The following is a 24,382-nucleotide window of genomic DNA, read 5'->3' on the forward strand; positions in this document are numbered from 1 at the left end:
AGATTTGAATATCAGTTGTCCGGCATGTGCCAGACCTTTTAGATGTACTAAACTGTATTTTAAATCTCATGAAAAAGAAATCAATCAGTAATAGCTTAAAAAGTCAGGCTTTTTTATTCATACTAATACTTATTGGATTATTACTGTCCAAATACCCTGTCTTTGGACAAACGCAAGAGTTTTTCGGAGCAGGTGCATATGGCGTTTTTGGTATTTCTGAAGATGGAACTAAAGCTAGAGTTCTCAAAGGATTTGACGAAGGTATTCATCCCACATCTCGATACCTCACATTTGCACAAGATAAGTTGTGGGGAATCACCACAGAAGATGGGTTCTATGGTCATGGTACTATTTTTACTGTTAACCTTGATGGTACAGGTTATCATGATGTATACCATTTCTACGCGGATATTAATTCGGATGGTAAACTACTGTACTATGATGGGAAACTCTGGGGAACCACTCATAATGGTGGTGCAAGTGAGATTGGTTCCATATTTAGTTTAGATCTCATTTCATTTAAGTATGAGCAACATTTTGCATTTTCCGACTTCCAAGCTCTGAAGTATGGTCGTTATCCTGGCTCTTTGATTCAGCTAGGTGATCAGCTATGGGGAGTGACTTCTTCTGGTGGTGAGTACATGAAAGGAACTATTTTTAGGTACCATCTGGATGGGACAGGGTTTGAGAAGGTTCATGATTTCCAGGTAGGAGAGCAGCCAGCACCAGGATTGACCTATGATGGCGAGCGCCTCTGGGGTGTCACAAAGTTAGGTGGTGATAATGGATTGGGTACGCTCTTCTCAATAAGCGAGAATGGTGATGAATATGAAATAATTCACCACTTTGATCCTATAGGCGGAGGCAATGCAGAAGGTGAGCTCACCAATGTAGATGGTGTTATTTATGGCTCTACAATGCTGGGAGGAGTACATGATCTAGGCACAATTTTCACTGTGGATCCAATAGCCGGATTTTCCAAAATTTATGATTTCTCAGAAGCATCTGGAGGCAATCCAGTAAACAAACTTATATGGGCAGATACTGTGTTTGTAGGCATGACAACCTCCGGCCTTAATGAGGACTTGGGAGGATTATTCGCATTCACTCCAGAATTGGAGACGCTTCGTGTGCTCGAAGAGTTTGATGTGCTTGATGATTTCAGGTCGGGGTTAACCCTGGTTGGGAATGACTTATGGGGAACAACTTACCAGGGAGGTGAGCATGCCCAAGGTTCCATTTTTACTTATACACTTGAGACAAACATAAATAAGACTGTTTTTGAATTCGGAAACCATATAGGGGATAATTCAGCACTCAGCCAGCTTGTTTTGTATAATGACCGTCTATGGGGTACCGTAATGTTGGGTGGAGCTAATGGGTTTGGTGTCATTTATTCACTTACAACCACCGGGGAGGATTTCCAAATGCATCATCATTTTGTGATCAATGAAGGAAATCCTCTATACCGGTTGACCAGAGTGGGTAGTGAAATATGGGGAGTACTGATAGGCGCAGGACAATATGGTGCGATCTACTCTTTTGATATGGATAGTGAAATTTTCACGATTGAGCATTCTCTCACGCAAGAGGATGGAAATTCGCCTAGTTCAGGTTTAACTGAATCAGAAGGTTACTTATGGGGAGTCACAGATGTGGGAGGTGAGTATAATCTTGGTGTAGTCTATAAGCTTGATCCAGATAATCCAACCGATCTTACAGTTGTACATGAGTTTAGTGGAAGTGACGGTCAGTATCCCTACGGTACGATGACTGAATATGAAGGGAAGTTATATGGTACAACAAGGTTAGGAGGAGATTTTAATTCAGGGACACTTTTTAGTATTGATCTTGTTACAGGCCAGTTGACAATTGAGTATCATTTTATGGCAGAAGAAAGTGTGGATGCCAATGGAAGGATGACGGTGTACAGAGGCCGGCTTTGGGGCTCTTCTCATCGCGGTGGATTACTTGGCGCAGGATCAATATTTGCTTTTGATACTGAATCCGGCAATCTGGAGGTTATTCATGAGTTTAGTGCGGTAGATGGCGCTGCCCCATCAGGAGGCTTAGTAGAGCTTAATGGTAACTTGTATGGAACCACTTATGTGGATGGGGAATATTATTCTGGAGTATTCTTTGTAATTACTGATGGAGGCACTGACTACATTAAGCTTAGAGATTTTAATATTCACACGGGAGGTGCAATGTTGGAAGGTGGGCTGATCATGGCTGATGCTGGATTCGACGAAAATGAACTAGTCTGGAATGGCAATGAGTGGCTGGAAGGAAATGTACCTCAGATAAATGATAATGTTCGTATAGAGGGTGATTTTAGGCTGCATGAGGAAGGTATGAGTATTCACAGTCTTCGAATACAGCCAGGAGCAACTCTTACAGTGGAAAGTGATTTCACATTGGAAGTTCTAGGTCATTTGATTAACAATGGTAGGCTGATCGTTGAGTCTGGTGGCTCTTTGATTACCTACGAAGGGAATATGCATGGAGGCTCTCCGGTTGAAGTAAAGAAAAGTACCCGATTTGACGATGGTCGATATTCCTTTGTAGGCTCACCGGTAAAGCAGTCTTCAGAAATCACCGGTAGCCTACTAGGTACACATGTCTATACATATGATGAGTCTCTCGCTGAAGAAGAGCAGGCACTGAATAGGTGGGTTAATGCAGCATCAGAGGTGCTACAGCCAGGCAGAGGTTACACTCAAGCTTTTCAGGAAAACCTTTCCTTTTCTGGAATTCCCAATGATGGAACCATCACTTACGCGGCGGGTTATGTAAATGATGGTTGGCACCTTGTCAGTAATCCATATGCTGCAGCAATAGATATTAATTTGTTCCTTGATGCAAATGCGAATACTACTGGGGCCATTTATATATGGGATGATAACGGATCTGATGAAGGTAGAGGGTCTAACAGTGATTATGTAGTGGCAAACAGAGTCGGAGCTACTGACTTAAATGGAGAGAATAATGAATATCGATGGAACGGCCATGTTTCATCCACACAGGGTTTTTTCGTGAAATTAGATGGTTCAGCAGGAGATATCACCTTTACAGAGGATATGCGAGTGGTTGGGGAGAATGTAGATGACCATTTTTATAGAATGGATCAGGATGCTCTGCCACTTATACGATTGAACCTGTCATCCAGAAATGGAACACAATTGAGCCAAGCGATTCTTGCCTGGAATCCAGACATTAGCGGTGATGAAATGACCAAGGGATATGATGCCCCAGTCTTTCAGGAAACAGCACCTAATTTAATTTACATGCCGAAGTATGGTAAAAAACTGGCAATTCATACAGCTAATCCAAGGTATCAATCAGTTTCTGTAGGTTACAATACTGCAGATTTGGATACTTATGTGCTATCTATTTCCGAAGATAGTAAAAGAGATCACTATTATTTGAAAGATCATATTACAGGCGAAGTTGTGAGTTTTTCCGAGCATAAGCCATATGTTTTCGAGTCCAAAAAAGGGGCACATCCAGACAGGTTTGAGCTTATTATTTCAGATAATACACTCACAGAGGCCTTGGATAAGTCACTGGAAGTAATCGTTTACGATAAGCAAGTTAGAGTGTCTAATAGTACTGAAACTCAAACATTGAAAATTGTGGATTTAACCGGACATCCAATAAAAGAATACCCTAATGTATCCAATGATATTTTGGATCTCTCGGCCGTTGCGGATGGAATATACCTACTCATATATGGAGACTTTGTGAAAAAGGTATCTCTTCAATAGTTAAAAAAAACTTTTCAAAACAATCTTTATTATGAAGAAACAACTCTTCACTCAAACAGTCATGGTAGTGGTGTTCATTCTATTTTTTACACCGGTTTTTGCACAAGGGGCCCCACCAGCTACTCCAATAGATGGGGGTCTTGGAATCCTTCTTGGTGCAGGCGGATTGTACGCTTACAGAAAACTCCGAAAGGGCAAACGATGATTTTTGTGTTGTGAATCGTTGTAATGAAAAGGGCTACCGGTTTAACTTTTCTAGGGCTCTTTATAAACTGGTGCCCTTTTCTTTTTCTAAGCGTGGATAGGATGTAGGAATAAACAAGTGGATAAACCACTAGTAATCAATTTTTAGTCTAGAGGGTTACTCTTACTTGATATTTGACTCAGAGATCATTGGTTCATACATCATAATTGCATGGTTTTCAGTGATCACTTCATCAGTCAGAAGTTGATTTGATAGAGTGAAAGTTTTTCTTTTTAATCGATTATGACGGGTATATCCTCCCCAAAACTGATGTTTTATTTGGTGATAGTCTTCATACACCTCGTAACGGAGAATACTAGGGTTTTCAGATCTAATCTCACCGTGTAGCCGTTCTCCAGTTAAGTATAAATGAAGTTGGTATGTTTTGTCAGTAGTATTTTTAAACTGAAGATCTACATAATTGTATGAAAGAGTGGCGCCACTACCAAAGGGCAGTTTCCTGTTCACATCGGGAAACACATCATAACCATGGCGCCAGCGCTCTGTGACGGTTAATGGCGAATGCAATAGCATCCAATATATTAAGTTGCCTAATTGGCATAAACCACCTCCATAATCGTAGCCTATGGTGCCACTTTGAAGTACAAGCCCTTTTAGAAAACCTCGTTTCTTTGATGGTTTACCTACTAGATACCATAATGAAAAAGTTTGGCCTGGTTTAATAATTAGCTTATCGATAGGAGTAATAGCCAATTTAAGGTTTGTGATTTTGTTATGTTGATACTGCATATCAACATCTTTTAAGGGACGAAGTAATATGGAGCTGTGAGCAATAATCACATGGTTAAGTAAAGAGTCATGTCTGTGAGACGCATATTGTGAAGCAGTTTTTAACCATTGAGCCCTACGTTTTAAAATGAAATAACGCTTTCCAAAATATTTTCTCCATTTTCCTCGAATGACCGGTTTGTTAACTTTCTGAGCATCAATCATGACCTAAGTGGTGTATTCATTTATATTTGATGAAGGAGTTTAAATCTAGTCATTGTAATGCCGATAACTTGTAAGCATTTTCTATTTTTAAGACTTTACCCATTATGAAAAGACTAATATTTTTTTGTTTATGCCTTCCTAGTTTAGGGGTGATAGGTCAAGTAGTACAACTGGAAGGATTATATGCTACATCCACTTCTTTGCCTTTTGAATCATACACTGTTGAGAATTTGTTTGATAAAGACCAGAATACTTTCTGGAAGACTGCAAAGGGGTCAGGCCCTATGGAGGGAATAATGATCTATTTTTCTGAACCCACATTTATCAACCGAATTGAAATAGACAAAGCATCAGGTGATGGGTTAGCAGAGCTTACCTATTTTGAAGTATATGGTGATGGAAGGTCTTTCTGGGATGGTGAAAATATTGAATGTAGTCTTAGTTCACTCTATATAAAAATCTCTGGTACAAAGTCTACCGAGCGTATCAATTCAACTATTGGAGAGAAGGAATATACCCGTTCAATATTTTCGAAGGATAAATCGGTTGGAATCCGAGAAGTTATGATCTATGGTGAAGGGAATAGACCACTAGATATAAGACCACCATCTTTTGTGGAAGGATTGATTGAAGCTTCATCAAGTTTATCTCCGGATTTAGCATATGGTCCATCGAACTTGATGGATTCGCGAAAAGACTTTGGATGGGCTGAAGGTGTGTCAGGAAATGGAGTTGGTGAGTATATAACCTTTAGTACTAAAGAGCCTGTTACGATTTCAGCAATTAAAATATGGAATGGGTACCAAAGATCTCCTTCGCATTATGAAGGAAATGCCCGGTTGAAGGAATTTACTTTTGGGACATCCGATGTGTCTGGCTTTTATAGTCTGAAAGATCACAATTCGTCACAACTAGTTCCTTTAAGCACGTCTATTACAGGTACTAAGTTTATTTTAAGAGTTAAAGATGTTTATCCTGGGTCAAAGTATCAGGATCTGGTTTTAAGTGAAATCAAATTTTATCATAATAGTGAACCTATAGTGATCAATACGCCTATCGAGGAAGAAAGAATTAAGAAGACAAAAACTAACGCTAATGCTTTACTCAATACTATTATTGATCGAAATATTGACGTTCAGTTACGATCGAGTAGTGAAGAAAACGAAGGCGGTAAATACTTCGCTGAATATTATTTTAAAACCACGAGTTTGATTCTTCGATCTAACAATACGTTTGTGATGTATGAACGTGAGTCAACTTCTGTTGAAGAGTATATTGAAGCGGAGGAATATGAGAATTATGATACAGACAGTAAAGAAGTCATTGCAGATGGAAACTGGGAAATTAAGGGTCAGGGAAGTGATTATGTCAAAATTCGGATCTTTGGGAAAATTTTCAGTCCGACTACTTCAGCAGAACTTTATCAAGGGGATGTAACTTCTAGTAACGTTCGAATCTTTCAGGATAACCTAACAATAACCAAAGATAAAATAGTAGGAGAACGGTTTGTAGAAGAAATCATTTTGAAGAGTAAATGACATGAAAGTATTAATTAGTATCGGAGTATCTATTATTATCACGTTTACTTCCTTTGGTCAGAATGTTCAAGACTTTGTCAAATTGAAGGAGCTGGACAAGTCATTTGCATATGATATGAGATATGCAACGGATAATAATTTTCTAAAAGAAGCTGTCTATGATTGTGCCGATTGTGTTATCAGGAAGATTGTGGCTGATAGTCTGATGAAAGCGAATGAGTATTTCAAATCCAAAGGATATACAATCCAGTTTTTTGACTGCTATAGACCTTTGGATGTACAAAAAAAAATGTGGAAGGTATTGCCTAACTCGACTTATGTCGCAAATCCACAATATGGCTCCATTCACAATCGGGGAGGAGCGGTCGATATCACCCTAATTGACGTAGAAGGGAACTCATTAAATATGGGTACTGAGTTTGATCATTTTGGTGAGGAGGCACATCATGCTTATCAGGATCTCCCTGATGAAGTGCTGGCTAACAGAAAACTCCTTAAAGAGGGAATGATTAAGTTTGGTTTCAATCCAATTCGAAGTGAATGGTGGCATTACAATTTTGGACCTTCCAAACAATATGAGGTTTCGAACTTTCCGGTTAAATGCGATTAGTTGATGGAATGAAAAAGGGGGGAGATTACTTTTGGTTTCCGTTACTTTTATTCCTGTTGTCATTCAGTTTTAGGTTTTGGACCTATAATCAATCTTCTTATGCTAATGGCTGGGATGCTTATTTCTATATAGTACAAATCAAATCCTATATAGAGGAAGGTTCCATGCACTCAAGTAGAGTTTCACTGTTTTACCCTTTACTACTGGCGGTTCAGTTTTTGAACGGCAATTATGAGCTCACTTATAAAATGGCATCTTCAATTTTGGTAGGGGGCTTTTCTTTACAATTATTCCGTACGGCGAAATCTCTTGCACCGGAATCTAATTTTTACTATCTGATTGGTGCATATACACTCTTTAGTCCTCAGCTGACCTATTTTGGTGCCCAGTTTGCTAAGAATTTGATGGGTGTTGTTTTTTTCTTGCTCTTGGTAGAGTATGCTGTTAGAAGTAGATGGTTTAGAGTTTTGGTCATTGGTGTCATGAACCTGTTTGTTCATAAAATGACTGCAGGCTTGTCAATAGTATTTACTCCGATAATTGCTCTGAAAGATCATATAAAAGGTGTTTTGTGGAAATATGTCCTTATTACAGTACTCGTTCTTATTGTTACCTTCGTTGTATTTCCTCAATTAATAGTAGAAATACCGCTGATCAGTTCAAGGTTTGGGTCTCCTAATCTTGCAGGTATAAAGTTTATTGAGTCCATTCAAGAGTCCATTACCTTGGAGTGGAAGATCGAGATTATTTCTATTTATGTGCTATTTAGTCTAGCAATAATCAAAGTTATTTATTCTAAGAGCGTTTCTTTAATCTGGTATGTTTTATTGTTGCTTTTATTGGGGCTGACCTTTCCATTATTGGAATGGTCGGTTTTAGGGTTGTCTTACCGATTATTGATGGTTTTTTTAATCTTATGTCCAATTCTGATAGCCTGTTTTCCTTTGAAGATAGAAAAAAAGTCACTTGTCATACTCTGTTCGTTCTTGACATCTGGAGGGATATACTCTTCCATAAATTACCCTTATGATAAATTAGATCCTCCATATGCAACCTATGATTATCTTACAAAAAAAGTAGAGAGACTAGACTTATCACCTGAATTAATCATCATGCATAAAGCACTAGCCGAGTATTACACGTTTAAGACGGGAAAAGACGCTATACCTTGGGTGCCAGAGTATGACATTCCTGTGGAAGCACTGTGGCGAGTTGGCTATGGCATATCTGCGAAAGAACTCGCTTATTTTGCCGAAATTGATGACTCATCTGGTCTAGTGTATGAATTGAGTCCATCTTATATTCTTGCTAGTGAAGAAGTATGGCAAAGAGCAATGAGTCAAATTCAGCAGGAAGATTCAGAGTTTTTGGAACATTTGATGACTTGGAGAAATCCTCATGAAATCAGACCTGCGTATCTATTGAAGAAATAGGAAGGCTATTTCTCCCCAAAAAGTAAGAAATCCTGTGAGCCACGATTACTCAAATAAAGGTCTTTGATACCATCCCTATTCAAATCAACAAAATCAATATCAAAGCCACGTCCTTTTATATTCTCTGGAAGTATGTTTGTTGCATCTGTAAACATGCCCTTTCCATCATTGAGGTAAACACTAAAAGGTGTCATCCCATCAAATTTGGGTCCGTTGGTATTGCCTGTAATGATATCCGCATCTTCATCATTGTCAATATCCAAAAAGGCTACGCTAAAACAACGATTGTCATCTTTAGGAAGGTGCGTTTCAGTGATGTCTGAGAAATAACCCTTGCCATCATTAAGTAGCAACCTGTTTTGACGAACGGCTCCATCAACGAAAGCCTGGACGTTTCCGTAAAGGATGTCCAAATCTCCATCGCTATCAATATCGGCGACATCTACTTCTCGGGTTTCTTCTAAATTCTCACGGTATGGGAGTCTTTTAGTAGATTGGTCTTCAAAAAAGCCTTTTCCTGTATTGATCAATAAGCGATTAGCATCCTCATTTCCAATCAGTAAGTCCTGATCGTCATCATCATCTACATCAGCTAAAGTCAGGTCTTGGGTAACGTCAATAAATGTTCCGAAGCGCTCAGTAGTCTCATCTTGAAAGTATCCTTTACCATCATTTATTAGCACTACATTTTGTCCATTGTTCCCAATTAAAATATCTGGCGCTCCATCTTCGTTGATATCATACACCACAACTGAGTTCGACGTGCCTGTAACGGGTATTCTGCTTCCTTCATCCGAAAAGGTGCCATCGCCATTGTTGAAATACAATTCATTGATTTCATCATCTTCACTGACTACAACGATATCCAGGTCACCATCCAGGTCAAAATCTGCGATGCCAATGTCTTCGCTATCATGTTTTACCTGAGGGATCAGATGGCTTTCATTGGTGAATTTCCCTTTGCCATCGTTGATCAATAGGATATTGGGTCTGTGTTCATTAGCAATGAGAATGTCCAGATCTCCATCATCATCCAAATCAGCAATTCCTGCATCCATCGAAAGTTGCTGTAGATCTTCAAAAGGAAGATTCGTTTCGGTTACATCACGGTAGTGAAGAGTCACTTGTTTCTTAGATTGAGAACACGCTGCTAATGCATTCAAAATGATCAAAACGAATAGGGTAGAAGATGCTGCTTTTGTCATTGCTTTTAATTCCTAAAACCACGAACCTAATGCACAATATGGCTAATCCGATTTGATATTACATGGATGGTTTAATCTATCATGTTTTCTGTGTATAAGTTTCTTAATCCCTTAGCCGAACCGAATTATTACCATTTAAAACAATTGTCTTGATACTGAACACTTCGATGGTTATCATTGGCGAAAATTAGCTTACATGAAATTAGTTTTTTCTTTTCTACTTATCAGTACTGTGGTTTCACTCAATGCTCAATTGTTAACTCGATATGAGCAATCTGGATATAAAGAAACGGCTACCTATGAAGAAGCTATGACATTCTATCGTGCCTTGGATGAGCAGTATGATGAGGTAAGTATTGTCACTCATGGACAAACTGATATTGGTATTCCACTAAATGTGATGCTGATCAGTACAGGAGGAGAGAAAACTCCAGAAGCAATTGAAAAGTCTGGAAAAGCTGTTTGGTTAATTAACAACGCAATACATCCTGGTGAATCTGATGGTGTAAGTGCTAGTCAGATGTTTGCTCGAGATCTGCTGAAGAATAAAAAGAAGAACAAGAAGGTGTTGGATGAGGTGATTATTGCCATCATTCCATTTTACAACGTTGGAGGAGCACTGAATAGAAATGGGACCACTCGAGTCAATCAAAATGGTCCGGTGGAGTATGGATTCAGAGGAAATGCACGTCATTATGATCTTAACAGGGACTTTATCAAATCTGATACCCGCAATTCTCGTTCGTTTCAAGAGCTCTTTCAGGCCTATGATCCTGATTTGTTTTTAGATACACATGTCAGTAATGGAGCAGATTATCAGCACATCATGATGCTTCTGGGAACACAAAAAGATAAGCTAGGTGGTAAGCTTGGTGAGTACATGAACGATGTTTTCATGCCTTACGCGTTTGAAAATATGGAAAAGAAAGGTTTTTCACCTGTTCCGTATGTCAATGCCTGGGGCCATACACCGGACAAAGGCTGGACGGAATTTATCGATTGGCCGAGATACTCAACAGGCTATGCAGCGCTCTTCCATTCAGTTGGATTGATGAGTGAAACGCATATGTTGAAAACCTATCAGCAACGTGTCGAATCGACTTATGGATTAATGCAAATCATGTTGGAGTTTCTGGAGGGACACTCTGTCGAACTCATAGATCTAAGAGATGAAACCAAACTTGAAGCTGCTAAGCAAAAGGAATTTGAGGTTTCATGGGCAGTGGATACCTCTCTGTATACTCCATTGATGTTCAAAGGATACGAACCTACTTATATAGAAAGTGATATTTCTGGACTGAAACGATTGAAATATGATCACAATCAGCCATTTACAAAAGAGGTAAAATACAAGAATCAATATGTCGCAAATAAAACCATAAAGGCTCCGAAGTATTACCTTATTCCTCAGCAGTGGACTGATGTGATTGAGTTGTTAGAGCTAAATCAGGTTGAAACGGTTCGTTTAAGGCAAGACACCACGATAGCAGTAGAGTCTTATTACATCGATGATTATCAAACGAGCCGTTCTCCTTATGAAGGACACTACATGCACAGTAAAGTCAAAGTTTCAACCACTAGTCAAACGTTGAATTTCAGAGATGGTGATGTATTAGTTCCTGTCAATCAATGGCGTAATCGCTACATCGTGGAGACATTGGAACCAGAAGCTCCAGATTCATTCTTTGCCTGGAATTTCTTTGATGCCATTCTTCAACAAAAGGAGCACTTCTCGTCTTATGTTTTTGAAGACTATGCTGTGGAATTGTTGGAGGAGAATCCTGAGATAAAGTCCGAATTAGAAGCTGCTAAACAAAATGATCCTGATCTAGCAAAGAGTGCCTACATGCAACTTGAGTTTATCTACCAGCGATCCAAGCACCGTGAACCAGAGTACTTGCGCTATCCGGTGTTTAGAGTGATGGATTAAGATGTCCACCTTCTAAGCAAAAGTTCATGATAAAATCGTTTGCTTGGATAGTCATAGTCTTTTCCTCCATAGCTGCAAATGTCCCGTGCTATGATTTGATTGTAATGACGTTCATCATCAGGAGGGCTAATCGAGTGGTTTACATCTTCCAGCATCCATTGATATTCTTGTTTCAATCGGGATATGTGAGAGGAGGCTGATTTGTTGGTAGATGTGAATGGTACAAGCACATCAAATCCCTGAAGATAGACCTGCGGATTTACGTCAGCCGCCAAAAGCGTGATAGTTAACGACTGTTTAAATGATTCAAAAAAATCAGGGTGGCTTTTTTTCGAATACCTAAAAATGAAGCAAGATAGTTTGGTCAGAGGATTAGCAAAAACTAGATAACGTTCTCTTTTTATAAAGAATACATCAACATACCAAACAGTCAATGGGTCAACTTGAGATTGATCCCAGGGTTCATCCATATATACAGACTCCCCAATGTACCTATGTGCTTTTTTTGATTGATAGAGGTGAATAGCCATTACTTCCCGATACAGAAAGTTCTTTTAGTTGATTATCAGTGAGTTAGATGTTGTAAGGTACAAAGGGGGTACACAGATTGCTCTAGTTTTGGTTAGTTTTCTTTGTTTTTGACCTGTTTGGGGTGGTTTTTGGGTGAAAATCGGGACAATATATGAAGAGGAACAATATTTAAAGTTGAGGGCATTTTTTATGCTTTTATCTGATAGCTAATTTAATCCGAATTCATACTTCTTAAGCTTTCTTTTTCGATCTTTTGACCGCACCTTCCCAAACTAAGAACTCATAAAAATCAACCTCTAAATATTGCGAACAGAAGCTAAATATGTTTGCAATGGAAAACCCTTTTCAAGAATTATATGAGCGCCTGGATCGGATAGAAGGGCTCTTGGTAAGTGTGAGAGATCACAAAGCCTCTGAGCCGGAAGGCGAAGAAGATAGGCTACTGAATGTACGTGAAGCCGCCAGGTTTCTCGGTGACGCTGTTGCCACTCTCTATGGCCGAACGAGTAAGAATGAGATCCCATTTTATAAACGAGGTAAGAAAGTATACTTCAAGAAATCTGAGTTACTAGCCTGGATCGAGCAAGGTAGAGTAAAAAGTCAGAAGGAAATTCAGGAAGAAACCGCACTTCGGTTAAATCAATGAGTTTGTGGCTAAATGAATACCACACGCCATAAGTTCATGAATGGCATGCAGGTATTTGTATTGAGATGAATGATTATGGACACTAACCTATTCAATGAAGCTCTGATATTACCGAATCTTTATGTTTCAGGCCACTGATAGACAGATTCTTACTGATTGTGACGGGATGAAACCTGCTGGTTGAAACGCTTCCGGTCATTCCTTAACCTTACCAAAAACGCTTTATCACGATGGACGATTTTATAGCAACTCCTATGAGCCTTTCCGAGCTCGCCAATGCTTACGATGTAAGTAATAAGATTATGAAGAAATGGCTCGACCCGCATCAGAAGGAGATTGGCAAACGAGTTGGTTTACTGTACACACCAAAGCAGGTTATGAAAATCTATGAATGCCTGGGCTATCCACCTTACCTGGATGTGAAATGAAAAGGTTTGATCAAGCGAACGAACGCTTTGAAAAAGCCGTGAGAAAGCTCCAGGAAAACCTGCAATACCTGGCTGATCAGGATAAGGTCAGCGACCGATTCCTGAATATCCAAAACCAGATCATCAAAGCCCTTATCGACTACCAACATGAGGTGATAACCACTTTACAGGCCCATAATCAACTGGCTATAGAGCTATCACTAAAGGGGTCATTAGATTATCACCAGTTGCTTAATGACAAAGAGAGCCTGGAGGCGATCTGTATCATTCATGGTATAATGGACTTTCCAGCCTGGATGGCAAAGGGAAAATCGTTCCTGCTACAAGAGGCGGTATATCATTACAGGCAAGGAGAAGTACAATTGTCGAGCTCAATAATGGAAATGATCAGAGGGTTAGAAGCTGGAGAGCGAGAACAGCTCTGGCGTATTTTGAATAAGAATGCCCGAGCAAGATGGGAAAGGGAGCTGGCGGAAATGAAAATGAACGTCTATGCTTGAGCATCAGGAAATCAATAAAAAGCCCAACGGCAAGAAGAAAAAGCACCAGATCCTAGAAGTGAAGGATTACCTGGACCTGAAATATGAGTTCCGGAGGAACGATCTTACCCTGGAAGTAGAATACCGACCCGTTGAGGAGAAGCGGTTCCATGTGCTGGATGAAGCAAGGATCAATTCGATCTGGATTGAATTGCAGGTGGATGGCTTCAAAATCTCTGATGCTGTATTGATCAAAATACTTAACTCACACCTGGTGAAAAACCACCATCCTCTGAAAGCCTACTTTGAAACCCTGCCTGATCATGATGGGGTGGATCATATCCAAAAGCTAGCGGAAAGTGTGCAAATCGATGAAGCTTCAGTCGAGAATGTACAGCTGCAGCAGCTCTGGAAACCATACCTGCAAAAGTGGTTGGTGGGTAGTGTGGCGACTGTGCTGGGGCAAGGCACTAACCAGCTATGTCTGATCCTGGCAGGTGGCCAGGGTATAGGAAAGACAACCTGGTTGAATAGGTTGTGCCCAACAGGACTGGAGGATTTTCTTGTCTGCTCACATATCAACCCATCACTGACGGATAACAACACTGCCAATTACCTGGCTGAGAAATGGTTTGTGAACATTGATGACCAGCTGGAGACGATCTTTGGGAAGGACTTCAATAGTATGAAGGCCATCATCACGGCCCCATTTGTGACAAACCGAAAGACCTGGCACAGGTTCAGCCGGAAGCGGGACAGAGTTTGCAGCTTTATGGGAAGTGTCAACAATACTCAGTTCCTGACTGATAATGAGAACAGGCGGTATCTGGTCTTTAAAGTAAATGGGATTCACTTTGACCATAAGGTTGAGATGGCCAAGGTTTGGGCGCAAGCCTTGTATCTACTGAAACAAGGGTTTCCCTACTGGTTCCAGCAGGAGGAAATGAGGATTCTGAATGTGATGAATAATCTATTCCGGCAGAGCTCTCCTGAAGAGGAGTGGCTGATCCGATTGTATGAGCCTACTACTGCGGATAATCCCCTGGCCACTTTCCTGATGCCTTCCGAGATACTGGCCAAACTCAATGCTTACTCTAATATGAAGCTTTCTATCAGGAAGCTGAATATGGCCATGGAAAAGCTTGGTTTTAACCATAAGGTATCTAAGCGGATCCATGGACAGCCACGGTATGTTCATCCAGTTATAGAGCATTTCCACAGCTCGGACATACAATACCAGCACGGCCTTCGCAGCGAAGAAGCGTAGTTGCTGCCTTCCTGATTTACTACTTCTACTTCATTTTTATTGGGTTCTTATGCGTAGCCAGTCATTTTCCGTAAGTGGCTGGTTACGAGTGTTTTTGTGTGTGCTCAGGGATGTCTTTGGAAGACTGGGCTTATTCCTTTACTACTCTACTACATTTTGTTTTAAAGTATTGAATATCAAAAGAGTAACTGTAGTAGCAAGTGTAGTTAAATGGTAGTAGAAGTAGTTGCTGTAGTCGCGTAGTAAGTAGCCACTTGAAAAAGCTAAACCATGCACTATGTATGCTTTATCCAGGGCTTTGGTATGGCTTGTCTATGCCGCATGTCTTTTGCATCATACAATCATGTTTTAGCTATGTTTTGCCTAAGTGTTACCGAACTGTCCCGAAGTGGGAAGTGAGATCAGAGAGCCTCCTCATCTTGCCTGAAATCAAAATGCTTTTATAAATGGCAAGACAAAAAGGGATAATGAAACTGGAGGGAACCATCGGGGATGTTTCCTTCTACAAGACCTCTGATGGCTACCTAGCCAGGGAAAAAGGGGGAGTGGATGCTGAGAGGATCAAGAATGATCCAGCTTTTCAGCGTACTCGAGAAAATGGCAGTGAGTTTGGGAAGGCAGGTCGTGCCGGAAGGGTATTGAGAACAGCCTTCAGGCTGTTGCTTCAGAATGCGGCTGACAAGAAAGTGACGAGTCGATTGACTAAGGAGATGATTCGAGTGATACAGTCAGATTCGATTAATGAGCGTGGTAAGAGGACTGTGACTGCTGGAAATCAAAGCCTCCTCAGAGGGTTTGATTTCAACATCAACAGCAAGCTAAGTGCTACCTTATTTACTCCATATGTTCCAGCAATTGATCGAGCTGCAGGCACACTGAGCATCAATATTCCTGAGTTTGTTCCAGGGACTACAATTGTTGGTCCTCAGGGAGCTACTCATGTAAAAATAGTCTCAGCTGGGGCGGCTATCAACTTCGAGGATGAGACTTTTGAGGTGACAGTGACTAAGTCGAATGACCTTGCACTTGGTTCTCAATTGGAAGAGGCTATTGACTTGAGCAATGCAGTGGCTCCAAACAATGAACAAAGTCTCTACCTAGTGTTGGGACTTGAGTTTGTGCAGTCGGTGAATGGTGAAATGTACCCATTGAAAAATGGGGGATTCAACCCTTTGTCCCTTGTGGCCATTAATCAGCCAGATTTAGAGGAGGGATAATCTAATTATGGAACTAGTACTCACCCGTAAGTATTTCCCAAAAGGAACGAATGGCCGATTGACGTTTAATGGTTGCATTATTTGCTACACCATAGAACTCCCCTGGTGGAATAATCAGCGAAATATATCCTGCATTCCAGAGGGGAAGTACCTACTTGCTAAGCGTCATACGGAAGAAAGAGGATTTCATTTAATTGTAAAGGATGTTCCAGGAAGAGATGGTATTTTATTTCATCCGGCCAATGATGCGCTGAAAGAACTGGAAGGTTGTATAGCTCCAGTTAGTCTACTTACTGGACCAGGTCGTGGAGATTCATCCAGAAAAGCCTGTGAAGTTTTGAATCATCATGTATTCAGTGCCAAACACTTGCGGGAAGATGTATTTCTCAAAATTATCAGCGATGGAAAACATTGAATTGACGATGCTTTTCGGAGGCGTGATGTCTCTACTACTTGGCGTAGTGGTTTACTTTCTTAAGCAGCTTTTGTCTGATTTTAAGAAGGTAGAGCAGGACCTGACTCAGGTAAAGAATACGACAGAGATCATTCGAGCTGAATTTAAAGGCATGAATGACCTTTTGAATCAAAGGATCAACTTTCTGGAAAAACGGGTTGATCGGCTGGAAAATCAAACTTTTAATGATTAAAAATGACAAAGTCAGTTAACGATCTGAATTTGGTAGAGCGCGCAAAGGCGCCTACACCCAAATTTTTTAGGGTACTCCGAAATGTCGGATTGACCCTTGCTGCTGTCAGCGGAGCCGTTCTCGCAGCTCCAGTAACACTTCCCGCAGCGCTGATAACTGCGGCTACTTATATAGGCGTTGCTGGAGGAGTGCTCACAGCTGTGAGTCAAGTAACTGTGGATGAAGAAGAGTTTGCTCTTCAGGAAGCCGCAGGTAAATCGATTTTTAAATCTTAACTATAATATCTATGAAGAATTTTTTAGTGTGCTATGACTTGTTTGGGAACAAGAATTACGAAAAATTAAACCACCGAATAGAGCAATACCCGGTCGCTCAAAAAGTGATGAATACCACTTTCCTGATCAAAACAGAGGAAGATGAGGAAGCATCCAATGTATTGGAGAATCTAAGACAATGCGTGGAAGCTGACGACAGGATTCTGGTGATTCAGGTAAAAGGAGATTCTGCTCAGTTCAATTCACTTACTAGTGATTCGGGTTTGAGCGTATTGATTAAGTGATCCATATTTTTTTGTTTTGAACAGGGCACATGGTGCCCTGTTTTTTTTATGTCTCCAGAATTTCCAAAGTCTTTTTAATGATGGCCAATTTAAGCTGTTCGAATAACTCTAGTTGTTTTGTGATTACTTTGGTTTTGGCTTCCATGTCCTGAAGTAATTTCATGCCGGAAGTGAGTTGGGCAGCACAATCAGGGATAGTGCTTACCTACAATCTGCAAGCTTACACGCAAGTCATTAATTCGTAGAAACGGAATGACTGATCCAACCAGATGCTTTTTGAAATATCCCGACTTCCACAAAGCAAAACAAAGCCAATAGAACAAGTGGCGATTCTCTTCGAACTCTGTACAAACCAGATAACAATTAGGGCAAGGTTTGTCAAGTGGTTTTCCAGCATTCAGGCCTTTCGATAGTACATAAAAATGTGGAGTTGTTGGATTTTCCTTTCCTGAGAAAGTGGATACACGGTATCTGAACATGGTTTGAGCATTTAAAAGTTATGCTCAGTCCAGTTGGTCACCGCCTGCGGCGCTCATATTCCAAAAGAAAAAAAAGAGAAAAAAAGAAAGCTTTTTTCTCAGCAGGCAATAGCAGGCCTGGCAAGGAGGAACGGAATAAAAGAGAGCTTAGTGGTGAGGAAGTGTTTATGCCGTAGTTCCTTGACAGGGCTCCCAGGGTTGGGGTGGAAGCCTGCTAGATTTGATGATTTTTTTGAATCTGTTTGATTCCTCCTCCCCTTTGATATTGAAAAGAAACAGACCGGCAAAAGACCAAAATAAGGGAGGGAGGGTTATGGGAAATAGAATCTTTTTTGCCGGTACGCAGGTAAAACAGCCTTGAGCCAGCGCAAGCATCGCGGGCCTTAGCGGGCGCCACCGCCAGCCTGCCAGAAGATAATGATCCGCCAGTTGGCGGAAAATGGCTGGGAGTGCGTACAGCTTTGGTTTGAGCGTCGAGCTAGTGCGGCTGTACGGTACTGGTGGTGGCCGCAGGCCCGCACAAACTATGGGCAGTGGCTGGGCTGCCAGCTACCGCAATGGAGAGAAGTCGAGAGCCCGCAGCGAAACAAAATGAGGGTGCTGGTAGAACAGAGAGAACTGCCGTGATGACCAGGCTGAAAGCAAAGCAGAGGGTGTGACATACTCTGAAAGACCCTCAGGGTAGACAGTGTTCCGCCAACTGGCGGATCTCTGGCTGGTATGGCACAAGCTCTGCCGCTCAGACTGGGCAGCACTCCGCTTTACCTGCGTGGTACATTCACCGAACTTTGTTCTTTTGAAAGTTTAAACGCAATAGCTGTGCATTGGCTGCACAAATTATAGTACTGAGACTCATCAATGCTGCACCAACAGCCGGATTGATCATTACACCCTGATAAAACAATACGCCTGCGGCTAAAGGGATTGCTATCACATTGTAGCCCGTTGCCCAAACGATATTTTGTACCATCTTCTTATACGTAGCTCTTCCAAACAGAATAAGATTCGCAATATCCGAAGGACTACTTTCTGTCAGAATGATATCGGCGGTTTCAGCCGCCACATCGGTGCCAGATCCCACAGCAATTCCAATATTGGCTTTCGCAAGTGCTGGCGCATCATTTACCCCGTCTCCAGTCATAGCAACAAACTCACCATCATTCTGCAATGACTCAATCAATTCAGATTTCTCATGAGGCAACACCTGACTATAGTATCCATCCAGGTTGAGAGCATCTGCCACCGCTTTGGCTGTTTGCTCATTGTCACCAGTCGCCATCAACACCTTGACACCTTTGTCCTTTAATGCAGCAATCGCTGCTTTACTTTCCTTTCTGATTTGGTCCGCCAATGCTATGAAACCAATCAAGGTCCCTTCTTTAAGAATAAAGACTACCGTTTCAACCTGATCAGAATTTACTTCCTCAGGTACATCTATTCCCTCATCCTTCAGAAAACCAGGACTCACAATCCGATAATCAGAACCACTTACTTTTGCACTGACTCCCTTGCCTTTGGTGGAACTGAAATCTGAGGAATTTGGAAGATCTAAATTTCTCCTTTTTACTTCCTTTACAATTCCCCTGGCAATGGGATGCTCAGAGTTTTGTTCAATTGCACCAGCCAGTGCCAACACCTCATCTTCTTTCTGTCCATTGAACACCTTGATTCTATTGACTCCAAAATTCCCTTCGGTAAGTGTTCCTGTCTTATCAAATACAATCGCAGAAATTTTACGGCTATTTTCGAAAGCTGTACGGTTTCTGATGAGCAACCCATTCCTAGCAGATAGAGCGGTGGATATCGCAACCACTAGTGGCACAGCCAATCCCAATGCATGGGGACATGTAATGATCATCACAGTAACCATTCGCTCAAGTGCAAAATCCATTCCCTGATTGGTGAAAAAGGCCCATACTACGAATGTCAGCACTCCAACTCCAATTGCAATGTATGCCAACCAACCGGCGGCTTTGTTGGCAAGGTTTTGAGTTTTGGATTTGGTCTGTTGTGCCTCCTCCACCATTTTGATTACTTTATTGAGATAGCTATCCTCACCTGAGGATGTTACTTTTACTTTGATACTTCCATCTCCGTTAATTGCTCCACCAATCACGTCATTGCCTTTTGCTTTTTGAACTGGTTTACTTTCACCAGTTAGGGCACTTTCGTTTAAATCACTCTCTCCCTCTGTAATCTTACCGTCTGCAGGGACTTTCTCCCCTGGTTTAACCAGAATGATGTCCCCTTTTTTAAGCTCACTAATTTTCACATCGAGAACCTGATTACTTTCAACCTTATGGGCTTCAGAAGGCATCAATTCGGCCAATTTTTGCAAAGCCTTTGAAGCTCCCATTATGGAGCGCATTTCGAGCCAATGCCCTAAAAGCATAATATCAATCAAGGTTACCAATTCCCAATAGAAGACTTTACCTTCAAGTCCCAAAATGACAGCCGAACTGTATGCCCAGGCAACAGAGATAGCTATAGCAATGAGTGTCATCATACCTGGTCCGCTTTCAGATAATTCGTCTTTTAGTCCTTTCAGAAAGGGCCAGCCACCATATATAAAAATAAAAGTAGCCAGTGCGGCAGCTACAATTTCCATTCCTGGAAAAGAAAAGGAGAGCCCAATGAAACCCTGAATCATCTTTGAAAAAGCTAATACAGGAATTGAAAGCACAGTATTGATGTAAAATCGTTTCTTGAAATCCCGAATCATCATGGCGTGATGATCGTGGTGGTGTGTACCATGACCTGAATGAACATGGTTTGATTGCTGATTGTGCATGTGATGCTCATCGCCTTGATGATGTGTATGATGTTCGTGATGTTCCATAGCTGATTAATTTTTACTTTCTAATCGAGAGATAATCTTTTTCATTTGTGCAATTTCTTGCTCTTGAGCTTCTATAATTTCTTTGGCTAGTTTGATAGCCTCTGGATCTTTAAGGTGGGCTTTTTGACTCACCATAATTGCAGATGAATGATGAGGAATCATCGCTTTCATCCATTGCACATCAGAAATGAATGTCTGCTGTCGAAGCATAGTCAGAGTAGCTATGAAAATAATGGTTGAGGTCCCCAATATGATGTAGTTAACGAGTTTGTTCTTATACATACCCCACATAAAGAACATCATGGAAATAGCCATAGGTGCAATCATTAGAATAGCCATATAGGTTCTAGTTGTGCTTAGCATCACATGACTGAGAACATCTGCATTGAGAAACATGACGGCATACATAATCACAAAGGATATAGCCATCATCACAGCGAATTTGATATAGTTGTTTGAAGTCATAATTATTTCCTTGTTTTGAATATATATCTACTTTATTTCGTGTTATTGTTTTACCATATTAAAAATTGAGAAGGATAAAATTGTTTTGAAACCCTCAATTGTTTTTAGTATGGATTGAATTGTATATGCATAATGACTGCATTTTTGGTTTACTTATTATCAGTTTGAATTTTAGTCAGATATTTTAAGAGTTGATCTTTTTCTGTTTTGCTGAATTCTGCTTCAGAATGCATCCAGAGATACTGTTTGAGTGGCATTTTATCATCTGCAATTTGACTAATGATTGAATTTATTTTCATCCGTTTCATCCGTTTCGAAAGTTTGCCAAATTCAGATAGGTTCAATTCAGATTTTCCTTCTGAAATATGATTTTGCAATAACCAACCTATGGGTTGAACATTGCTATACCAAGGGTATTTTGTTTGGTTGCTGTGACAATCGTAACACGATGATTGAATCATATTGCCAATATCAATTGGTGGTTGGTAGGATTCGATAAAATCAGCATTACTTACTATTTCTGTTTCATTGCGTTGAATGGGGATGAATTGAATCCCCACCAACGCTATAAATAGTAATCCTATGGCTACTCTATGCCATTGTCTCATTTCATTGAAATTGTCTCCTTTACTGAACCACAAGTAAGCATCTTACTGCCAAATAAAGGGTTTTTGATCTCCTGTGACGCACTTAGCCAACTTCCACCATTTCCTTTGTTGTACATGGGGCAATATTGCTGGTATAGGGTTCTATCCGTGCCAACTTGCGCAAGTAATTCCATGAAGTCCTTTGTCATGCCTTCAAAGTGCTCTCGCTGATGTGCTATTTCACTTTTGGCAATGTGCTCACCATGTTCTTTTAGGACTTCCAATATTTCCTTAATCTCCGCTTGTTTAGGGGCATCAAAAGTGGAAATATCAAGGCCTGAAGTAGTTTCGGCAAGTTTTTGACCTGCGTTGGCAGCAGCTTTTGAATCATCTTGAACTAATGCGGATTTTAAAGCAAGATAACCGTCTATTAAATGAGTAATAGATTTGTTTTCTTCCATACTCATTTCTGAACCTGTGGGCATAGAATGGTCTGCCTCATACGACATTGAACTGTGATCGTGCTGTTTCGCTGATTCTTCCTGATTGTTTTGGTTTGAATTGCCACAAGCAATTACCGATAGACTTAAACTAACTGAAAGTATTAAGACAAGCATTGAATTTGATTTTTTCATTTTTTTAGAATTTATAAGTTAAACATTTGAATAAGTGACAAGCCAAGAATGGTAAGGAGCACAATAGCCCAGATCACTCTGGAAGCCCATTTTTTTAGTTTTGAAGTAGGAGGCTGATCTCTCGTTTTACAACACGATTTCATTTGATCGTTTTAGTATTTTCACCACAACTGAGCATAGCCTGGCCGAAGTAAGGATTGAGAATTTCCTCTTTATTGCTCAACCATTCTGCCCCTTTATTAGAATCAGCCATTGGGCAGTGTTGTACATATACAGGGGTAGTGATTGGCACAAAGGATTCCGCAATAGCTATCATTGATTTTGAAACTTCAATGAAACTCGCCCTTAAAGCTTCTATATCAGAAAGGTGTTCAAGATGCTGTGCACTCTGTTTCAATACTGATGATTGTTGCATCCAAAGCGTATGGGCATCTCCTTTGAAAAGATTCATGTTCACTTTTGAAAGGGAGCTGTTTATTTCATTTCCTGCTGCTTTAGCTATTTCAAAATCATCATTCACAAGCGCATTTTTCATTTTGAAATAGCTATCAAATAATGGTACTAGTGACTTTTTGGCTTCATCAGATATTGCTGTTTTCTTTGAATTAACTGGCATATTTGTCATTGAAGTATTCTGGTTGCCTCCATGGTTATGACCTGACATGGCTGGCCCCCCCTGGCGATTCATCATGCTTGGTTTACCTGCCAATTGTGCGGCTGCATCTATGCTAAACGTTCCATTTACGGCAATTTCTTCACCCTGTTCCAAGCCAGCCACAATCATAAAACTATCACCCAATCCAGCTCCAAGTGTTACCTCACGCATCTGGAAGCTCACGCCCTGAGCTGTGGTGTTTTTGATATACACTACTGATCGTTCACCGGTCCACATGACTGCTGTTTTGGGTATAATGATCTGCTCTGCATTGCCAGAAATACCTGCATCTACCAAGCCAGATGCAAACATTTCGGGTTTTAGTTTATAGCCGCTATTACTTACCTCTACTCTTGCCTTTGCCACCCTCGTTTTAGAATCAATAACAGGATCGATGTAGGAAACTTTACCTTTAAAGTTTTCGCCAGGTAGCGAAGCAATGGTGAAGGAAACTATGTCTCCCTTTTTTACCCAAGGTATATCTGACTCATATACATCGAACAGTAACCAAACCTTAGAAAGGTCGGCTACTTCGTAGATAGGCATACCTTTCATGATGTAGTCACCAAGGTTTACTTTCTTGTTTACTACATATCCTGTTACATCGCTTAAAATGGGAAACGATTCTTTTGGTTTACCACTTTCCAGTATTTGATTTATTTGCTGATCATTGAGCTTCCAGTTTTTCAATTTTTCCTTTGCAGCATTAAAGAGTTGGGGTTGCGTCTCTTTAATTTTATTTGCCTGAAACAACTCTTCCTGAGCAGTGACCAATTCGGGTGAATAGACAGAGGCGATTACTTGCCCTTTTTTAACCATTTCTCCGGTAAAGTTTACAAGGAGCTTTTCGATCCTGCCTGGAATATGAGAGGACTGAGAAAATATTAGGCGTTCATCCGCTTCTACTTTTCCATTCAGTCTTACAGATTTGGCGGATTTACCCTTTCCGACCACTGCGGTTTCAATGCTAGCCAATTGCATAGCTGTGGGAGACATGCTCACTGCCATGGGGTCAAGTTCACCTTCTCCACTCTCCAGGGGTATAAGCTCCATTCCACAAATAGGACATTTTCCAGGTTCACTTTGCCTGATCTGAGGGTGCATGGAACAAGTCCATACACTGGTATCTTGTCCTGCTTCTGATGTATGCACATGCTCGTCATGGGCTGGCATCTCTGGCGCACCTCCAAAAATGAGCCATCCGAGTAACAAGCCAATCACCAAAGTGACAATGGCAGTTATTATGATTGATCTATTGAATTTCATT

Annotated in this window: 24 protein-coding genes; 15 read left to right on the forward strand and 9 right to left on the reverse strand. The window is 40.7% G+C overall.

Going from position 1 to position 24,382, the window contains the following annotated elements:
* Nucleotides 1-68 precede the first annotated feature (68 nt).
* Together NXS00_RS25805 and NXS00_RS25810 are read left to right on the forward strand one after the other, a co-directional pair.
* Nucleotides 69-3,767 (forward strand): choice-of-anchor tandem repeat GloVer-containing protein, encoded by a 3,699-nt coding sequence (locus tag NXS00_RS25805; RefSeq protein WP_258102188.1) that lies wholly within the window; start codon nucleotides 69-71, stop codon nucleotides 3,765-3,767.
* Between the two features lie 31 nt (nucleotides 3,768-3,798).
* Entirely contained in the window at nucleotides 3,799-3,972 is a 174-nt protein-coding gene (locus NXS00_RS25810) for a PID-CTERM protein-sorting domain-containing protein (protein ID WP_258102189.1), read from the forward strand.
* A gap of 162 nt (nucleotides 3,973-4,134) precedes the next feature.
* On the opposite strand, the gene NXS00_RS25815 is transcribed toward NXS00_RS25810, so the two are convergent.
* Nucleotides 4,135-4,965: a VanW family protein gene (locus NXS00_RS25815; protein ID WP_258102190.1), complete on the reverse strand. Its 831-nt coding sequence runs from the start codon at nucleotides 4,963-4,965 to the stop codon at nucleotides 4,135-4,137.
* 104 nt (nucleotides 4,966-5,069) lie between these two features.
* Here NXS00_RS25815 and NXS00_RS25820 point away from each other — a divergent pair, with 104 nt between their 5' ends.
* From NXS00_RS25820 to NXS00_RS25830, 3 genes are read left to right on the forward strand one after another with little or no spacing between them, the layout of a single operon-like run.
* The gene (locus NXS00_RS25820) at nucleotides 5,070-6,503 is read left to right on the forward strand and encodes a discoidin domain-containing protein (RefSeq protein WP_258102191.1); all 1,434 of its coding nucleotides are present in this window, start codon (nucleotides 5,070-5,072) and stop codon (nucleotides 6,501-6,503) included.
* A gap of 1 nt (nucleotide 6,504) precedes the next feature.
* Nucleotides 6,505-7,113 carry a M15 family metallopeptidase gene (locus tag NXS00_RS25825; RefSeq protein ID WP_258102192.1) on the forward strand — a complete coding sequence of 203 codons (609 nt, stop codon included), beginning with the start codon at nucleotides 6,505-6,507 and terminating at the stop codon, nucleotides 7,111-7,113.
* On the forward strand, nucleotides 7,104-8,546 hold the full coding sequence (locus NXS00_RS25830; protein ID WP_258102193.1) for a hypothetical protein: 1,443 nt from the start codon (nucleotides 7,104-7,106) through the stop codon (nucleotides 8,544-8,546). The genes NXS00_RS25825 and NXS00_RS25830 overlap by 10 nt, the downstream gene beginning before the upstream one ends.
* A gap of 5 nt (nucleotides 8,547-8,551) precedes the next feature.
* Here NXS00_RS25830 and NXS00_RS25835 read toward each other — a convergent pair whose 3' ends face one another.
* Nucleotides 8,552-9,751 carry an FG-GAP repeat domain-containing protein gene (locus NXS00_RS25835; RefSeq protein WP_258102194.1) on the reverse strand — a complete coding sequence of 400 codons (1,200 nt, stop codon included), beginning with the start codon at nucleotides 9,749-9,751 and terminating at the stop codon, nucleotides 8,552-8,554.
* 196 nt (nucleotides 9,752-9,947) lie between these two features.
* Here NXS00_RS25835 and NXS00_RS25840 point away from each other — a divergent pair, with 196 nt between their 5' ends.
* Nucleotides 9,948-11,681 carry a M14 family zinc carboxypeptidase gene (locus NXS00_RS25840; protein ID WP_258102195.1) on the forward strand — a complete coding sequence of 578 codons (1,734 nt, stop codon included), beginning with the start codon at nucleotides 9,948-9,950 and terminating at the stop codon, nucleotides 11,679-11,681.
* Here NXS00_RS25840 and NXS00_RS25845 read toward each other — a convergent pair.
* Nucleotides 11,678-12,211, reverse strand: coding sequence for a DUF6933 domain-containing protein (locus NXS00_RS25845; protein ID WP_258102196.1), 534 nt, complete (start codon nucleotides 12,209-12,211; stop codon nucleotides 11,678-11,680). The two genes, NXS00_RS25840 and NXS00_RS25845, sit on opposite strands and share 4 nt — an antisense overlap.
* A 332-nt stretch (nucleotides 12,212-12,543) precedes the next feature.
* Between NXS00_RS25845 and NXS00_RS25850 the strand changes: the two genes are divergently transcribed.
* From NXS00_RS25850 to NXS00_RS25890, 9 genes are all read left to right on the forward strand, one after another.
* Nucleotides 12,544-12,858: a helix-turn-helix domain-containing protein gene (locus tag NXS00_RS25850; RefSeq protein ID WP_258102197.1), complete on the forward strand. Its 315-nt coding sequence runs from the start codon at nucleotides 12,544-12,546 to the stop codon at nucleotides 12,856-12,858.
* A gap of 230 nt (nucleotides 12,859-13,088) precedes the next feature.
* Entirely contained in the window at nucleotides 13,089-13,286 is a 198-nt protein-coding gene (locus NXS00_RS25855; RefSeq protein WP_258102198.1) for a hypothetical protein, read from the forward strand.
* Nucleotides 13,283-13,786, forward strand: a complete 504-nt coding sequence (locus tag NXS00_RS25860; protein WP_258102199.1) for a hypothetical protein — start codon at nucleotides 13,283-13,285, stop codon at nucleotides 13,784-13,786. The genes NXS00_RS25855 and NXS00_RS25860 overlap by 4 nt, the downstream gene beginning before the upstream one ends.
* Nucleotides 13,779-15,032, forward strand: coding sequence for a VapE domain-containing protein (locus NXS00_RS25865; protein ID WP_258102200.1), 1,254 nt, complete (start codon nucleotides 13,779-13,781; stop codon nucleotides 15,030-15,032). The genes NXS00_RS25860 and NXS00_RS25865 overlap by 8 nt, the downstream gene beginning before the upstream one ends.
* Nucleotides 15,033-15,478: 446 nt before the next feature.
* Complete coding sequence (locus NXS00_RS25870; RefSeq protein WP_258102201.1) at nucleotides 15,479-16,249, forward strand: hypothetical protein; 771 nt, start codon at nucleotides 15,479-15,481, stop codon at nucleotides 16,247-16,249.
* 7 nt (nucleotides 16,250-16,256) lie between these two features.
* Nucleotides 16,257-16,664: a DUF5675 family protein gene (locus NXS00_RS25875; protein WP_258102202.1), complete on the forward strand. Its 408-nt coding sequence runs from the start codon at nucleotides 16,257-16,259 to the stop codon at nucleotides 16,662-16,664.
* Nucleotides 16,651-16,896, forward strand: coding sequence for a hypothetical protein (locus NXS00_RS25880; protein ID WP_258100594.1), 246 nt, complete (start codon nucleotides 16,651-16,653; stop codon nucleotides 16,894-16,896). Before NXS00_RS25875 ends, NXS00_RS25880 begins: the two co-directional genes overlap by 14 nt.
* 2 nt (nucleotides 16,897-16,898) lie before the next feature.
* Nucleotides 16,899-17,171, forward strand: a complete 273-nt coding sequence (locus NXS00_RS25885) for a hypothetical protein (protein ID WP_258100595.1) — start codon at nucleotides 16,899-16,901, stop codon at nucleotides 17,169-17,171.
* Between the two features lie 11 nt (nucleotides 17,172-17,182).
* On the forward strand, nucleotides 17,183-17,455 hold the full coding sequence (locus NXS00_RS25890; RefSeq protein ID WP_258100596.1) for a hypothetical protein: 273 nt from the start codon (nucleotides 17,183-17,185) through the stop codon (nucleotides 17,453-17,455).
* 188 nt (nucleotides 17,456-17,643) lie between these two features.
* Here NXS00_RS25890 and NXS00_RS25895 read toward each other — a convergent pair whose 3' ends face one another.
* The 6 genes from NXS00_RS25895 to NXS00_RS25920 form a co-directional block, all read right to left on the reverse strand.
* Nucleotides 17,644-17,934: a DUF6943 family protein gene (locus tag NXS00_RS25895; protein ID WP_258102203.1), complete on the reverse strand. Its 291-nt coding sequence runs from the start codon at nucleotides 17,932-17,934 to the stop codon at nucleotides 17,644-17,646.
* 778 nt (nucleotides 17,935-18,712) lie between these two features.
* Nucleotides 18,713-20,773 (reverse strand): copper-translocating P-type ATPase, encoded by a 2,061-nt coding sequence (locus NXS00_RS25900; RefSeq protein WP_258102204.1) that lies wholly within the window; start codon nucleotides 20,771-20,773, stop codon nucleotides 18,713-18,715.
* A 6-nt stretch (nucleotides 20,774-20,779) separates the two neighbouring features.
* On the reverse strand, nucleotides 20,780-21,238 hold the full coding sequence (locus NXS00_RS25905; RefSeq protein WP_258102205.1) for a DUF305 domain-containing protein: 459 nt from the start codon (nucleotides 21,236-21,238) through the stop codon (nucleotides 20,780-20,782).
* Between the two features lie 149 nt (nucleotides 21,239-21,387).
* Complete coding sequence (locus NXS00_RS25910; RefSeq protein WP_258102206.1) at nucleotides 21,388-21,846, reverse strand: heme-binding domain-containing protein; 459 nt, start codon at nucleotides 21,844-21,846, stop codon at nucleotides 21,388-21,390.
* Entirely contained in the window at nucleotides 21,843-22,460 is a 618-nt protein-coding gene (locus NXS00_RS25915) for a DUF3347 domain-containing protein (protein WP_258102207.1), read from the reverse strand. Before NXS00_RS25915 ends, NXS00_RS25910 begins: the two co-directional genes overlap by 4 nt.
* A gap of 139 nt (nucleotides 22,461-22,599) precedes the next feature.
* A complete protein-coding gene (locus NXS00_RS25920) occupies nucleotides 22,600-24,381 on the reverse strand; it encodes an efflux RND transporter periplasmic adaptor subunit (RefSeq protein ID WP_258102208.1) in 1,782 nt (593 codons plus the stop codon).
* Nucleotide 24,382: the final 1 nt, after the last annotated feature.

Origin of the sequence: Marinoscillum pacificum (genome assembly GCF_024714495.1) — a bacterium.
Taxonomy (GTDB): domain Bacteria; phylum Bacteroidota; class Bacteroidia; order Cytophagales; family Cyclobacteriaceae; genus Marinoscillum; species Marinoscillum pacificum.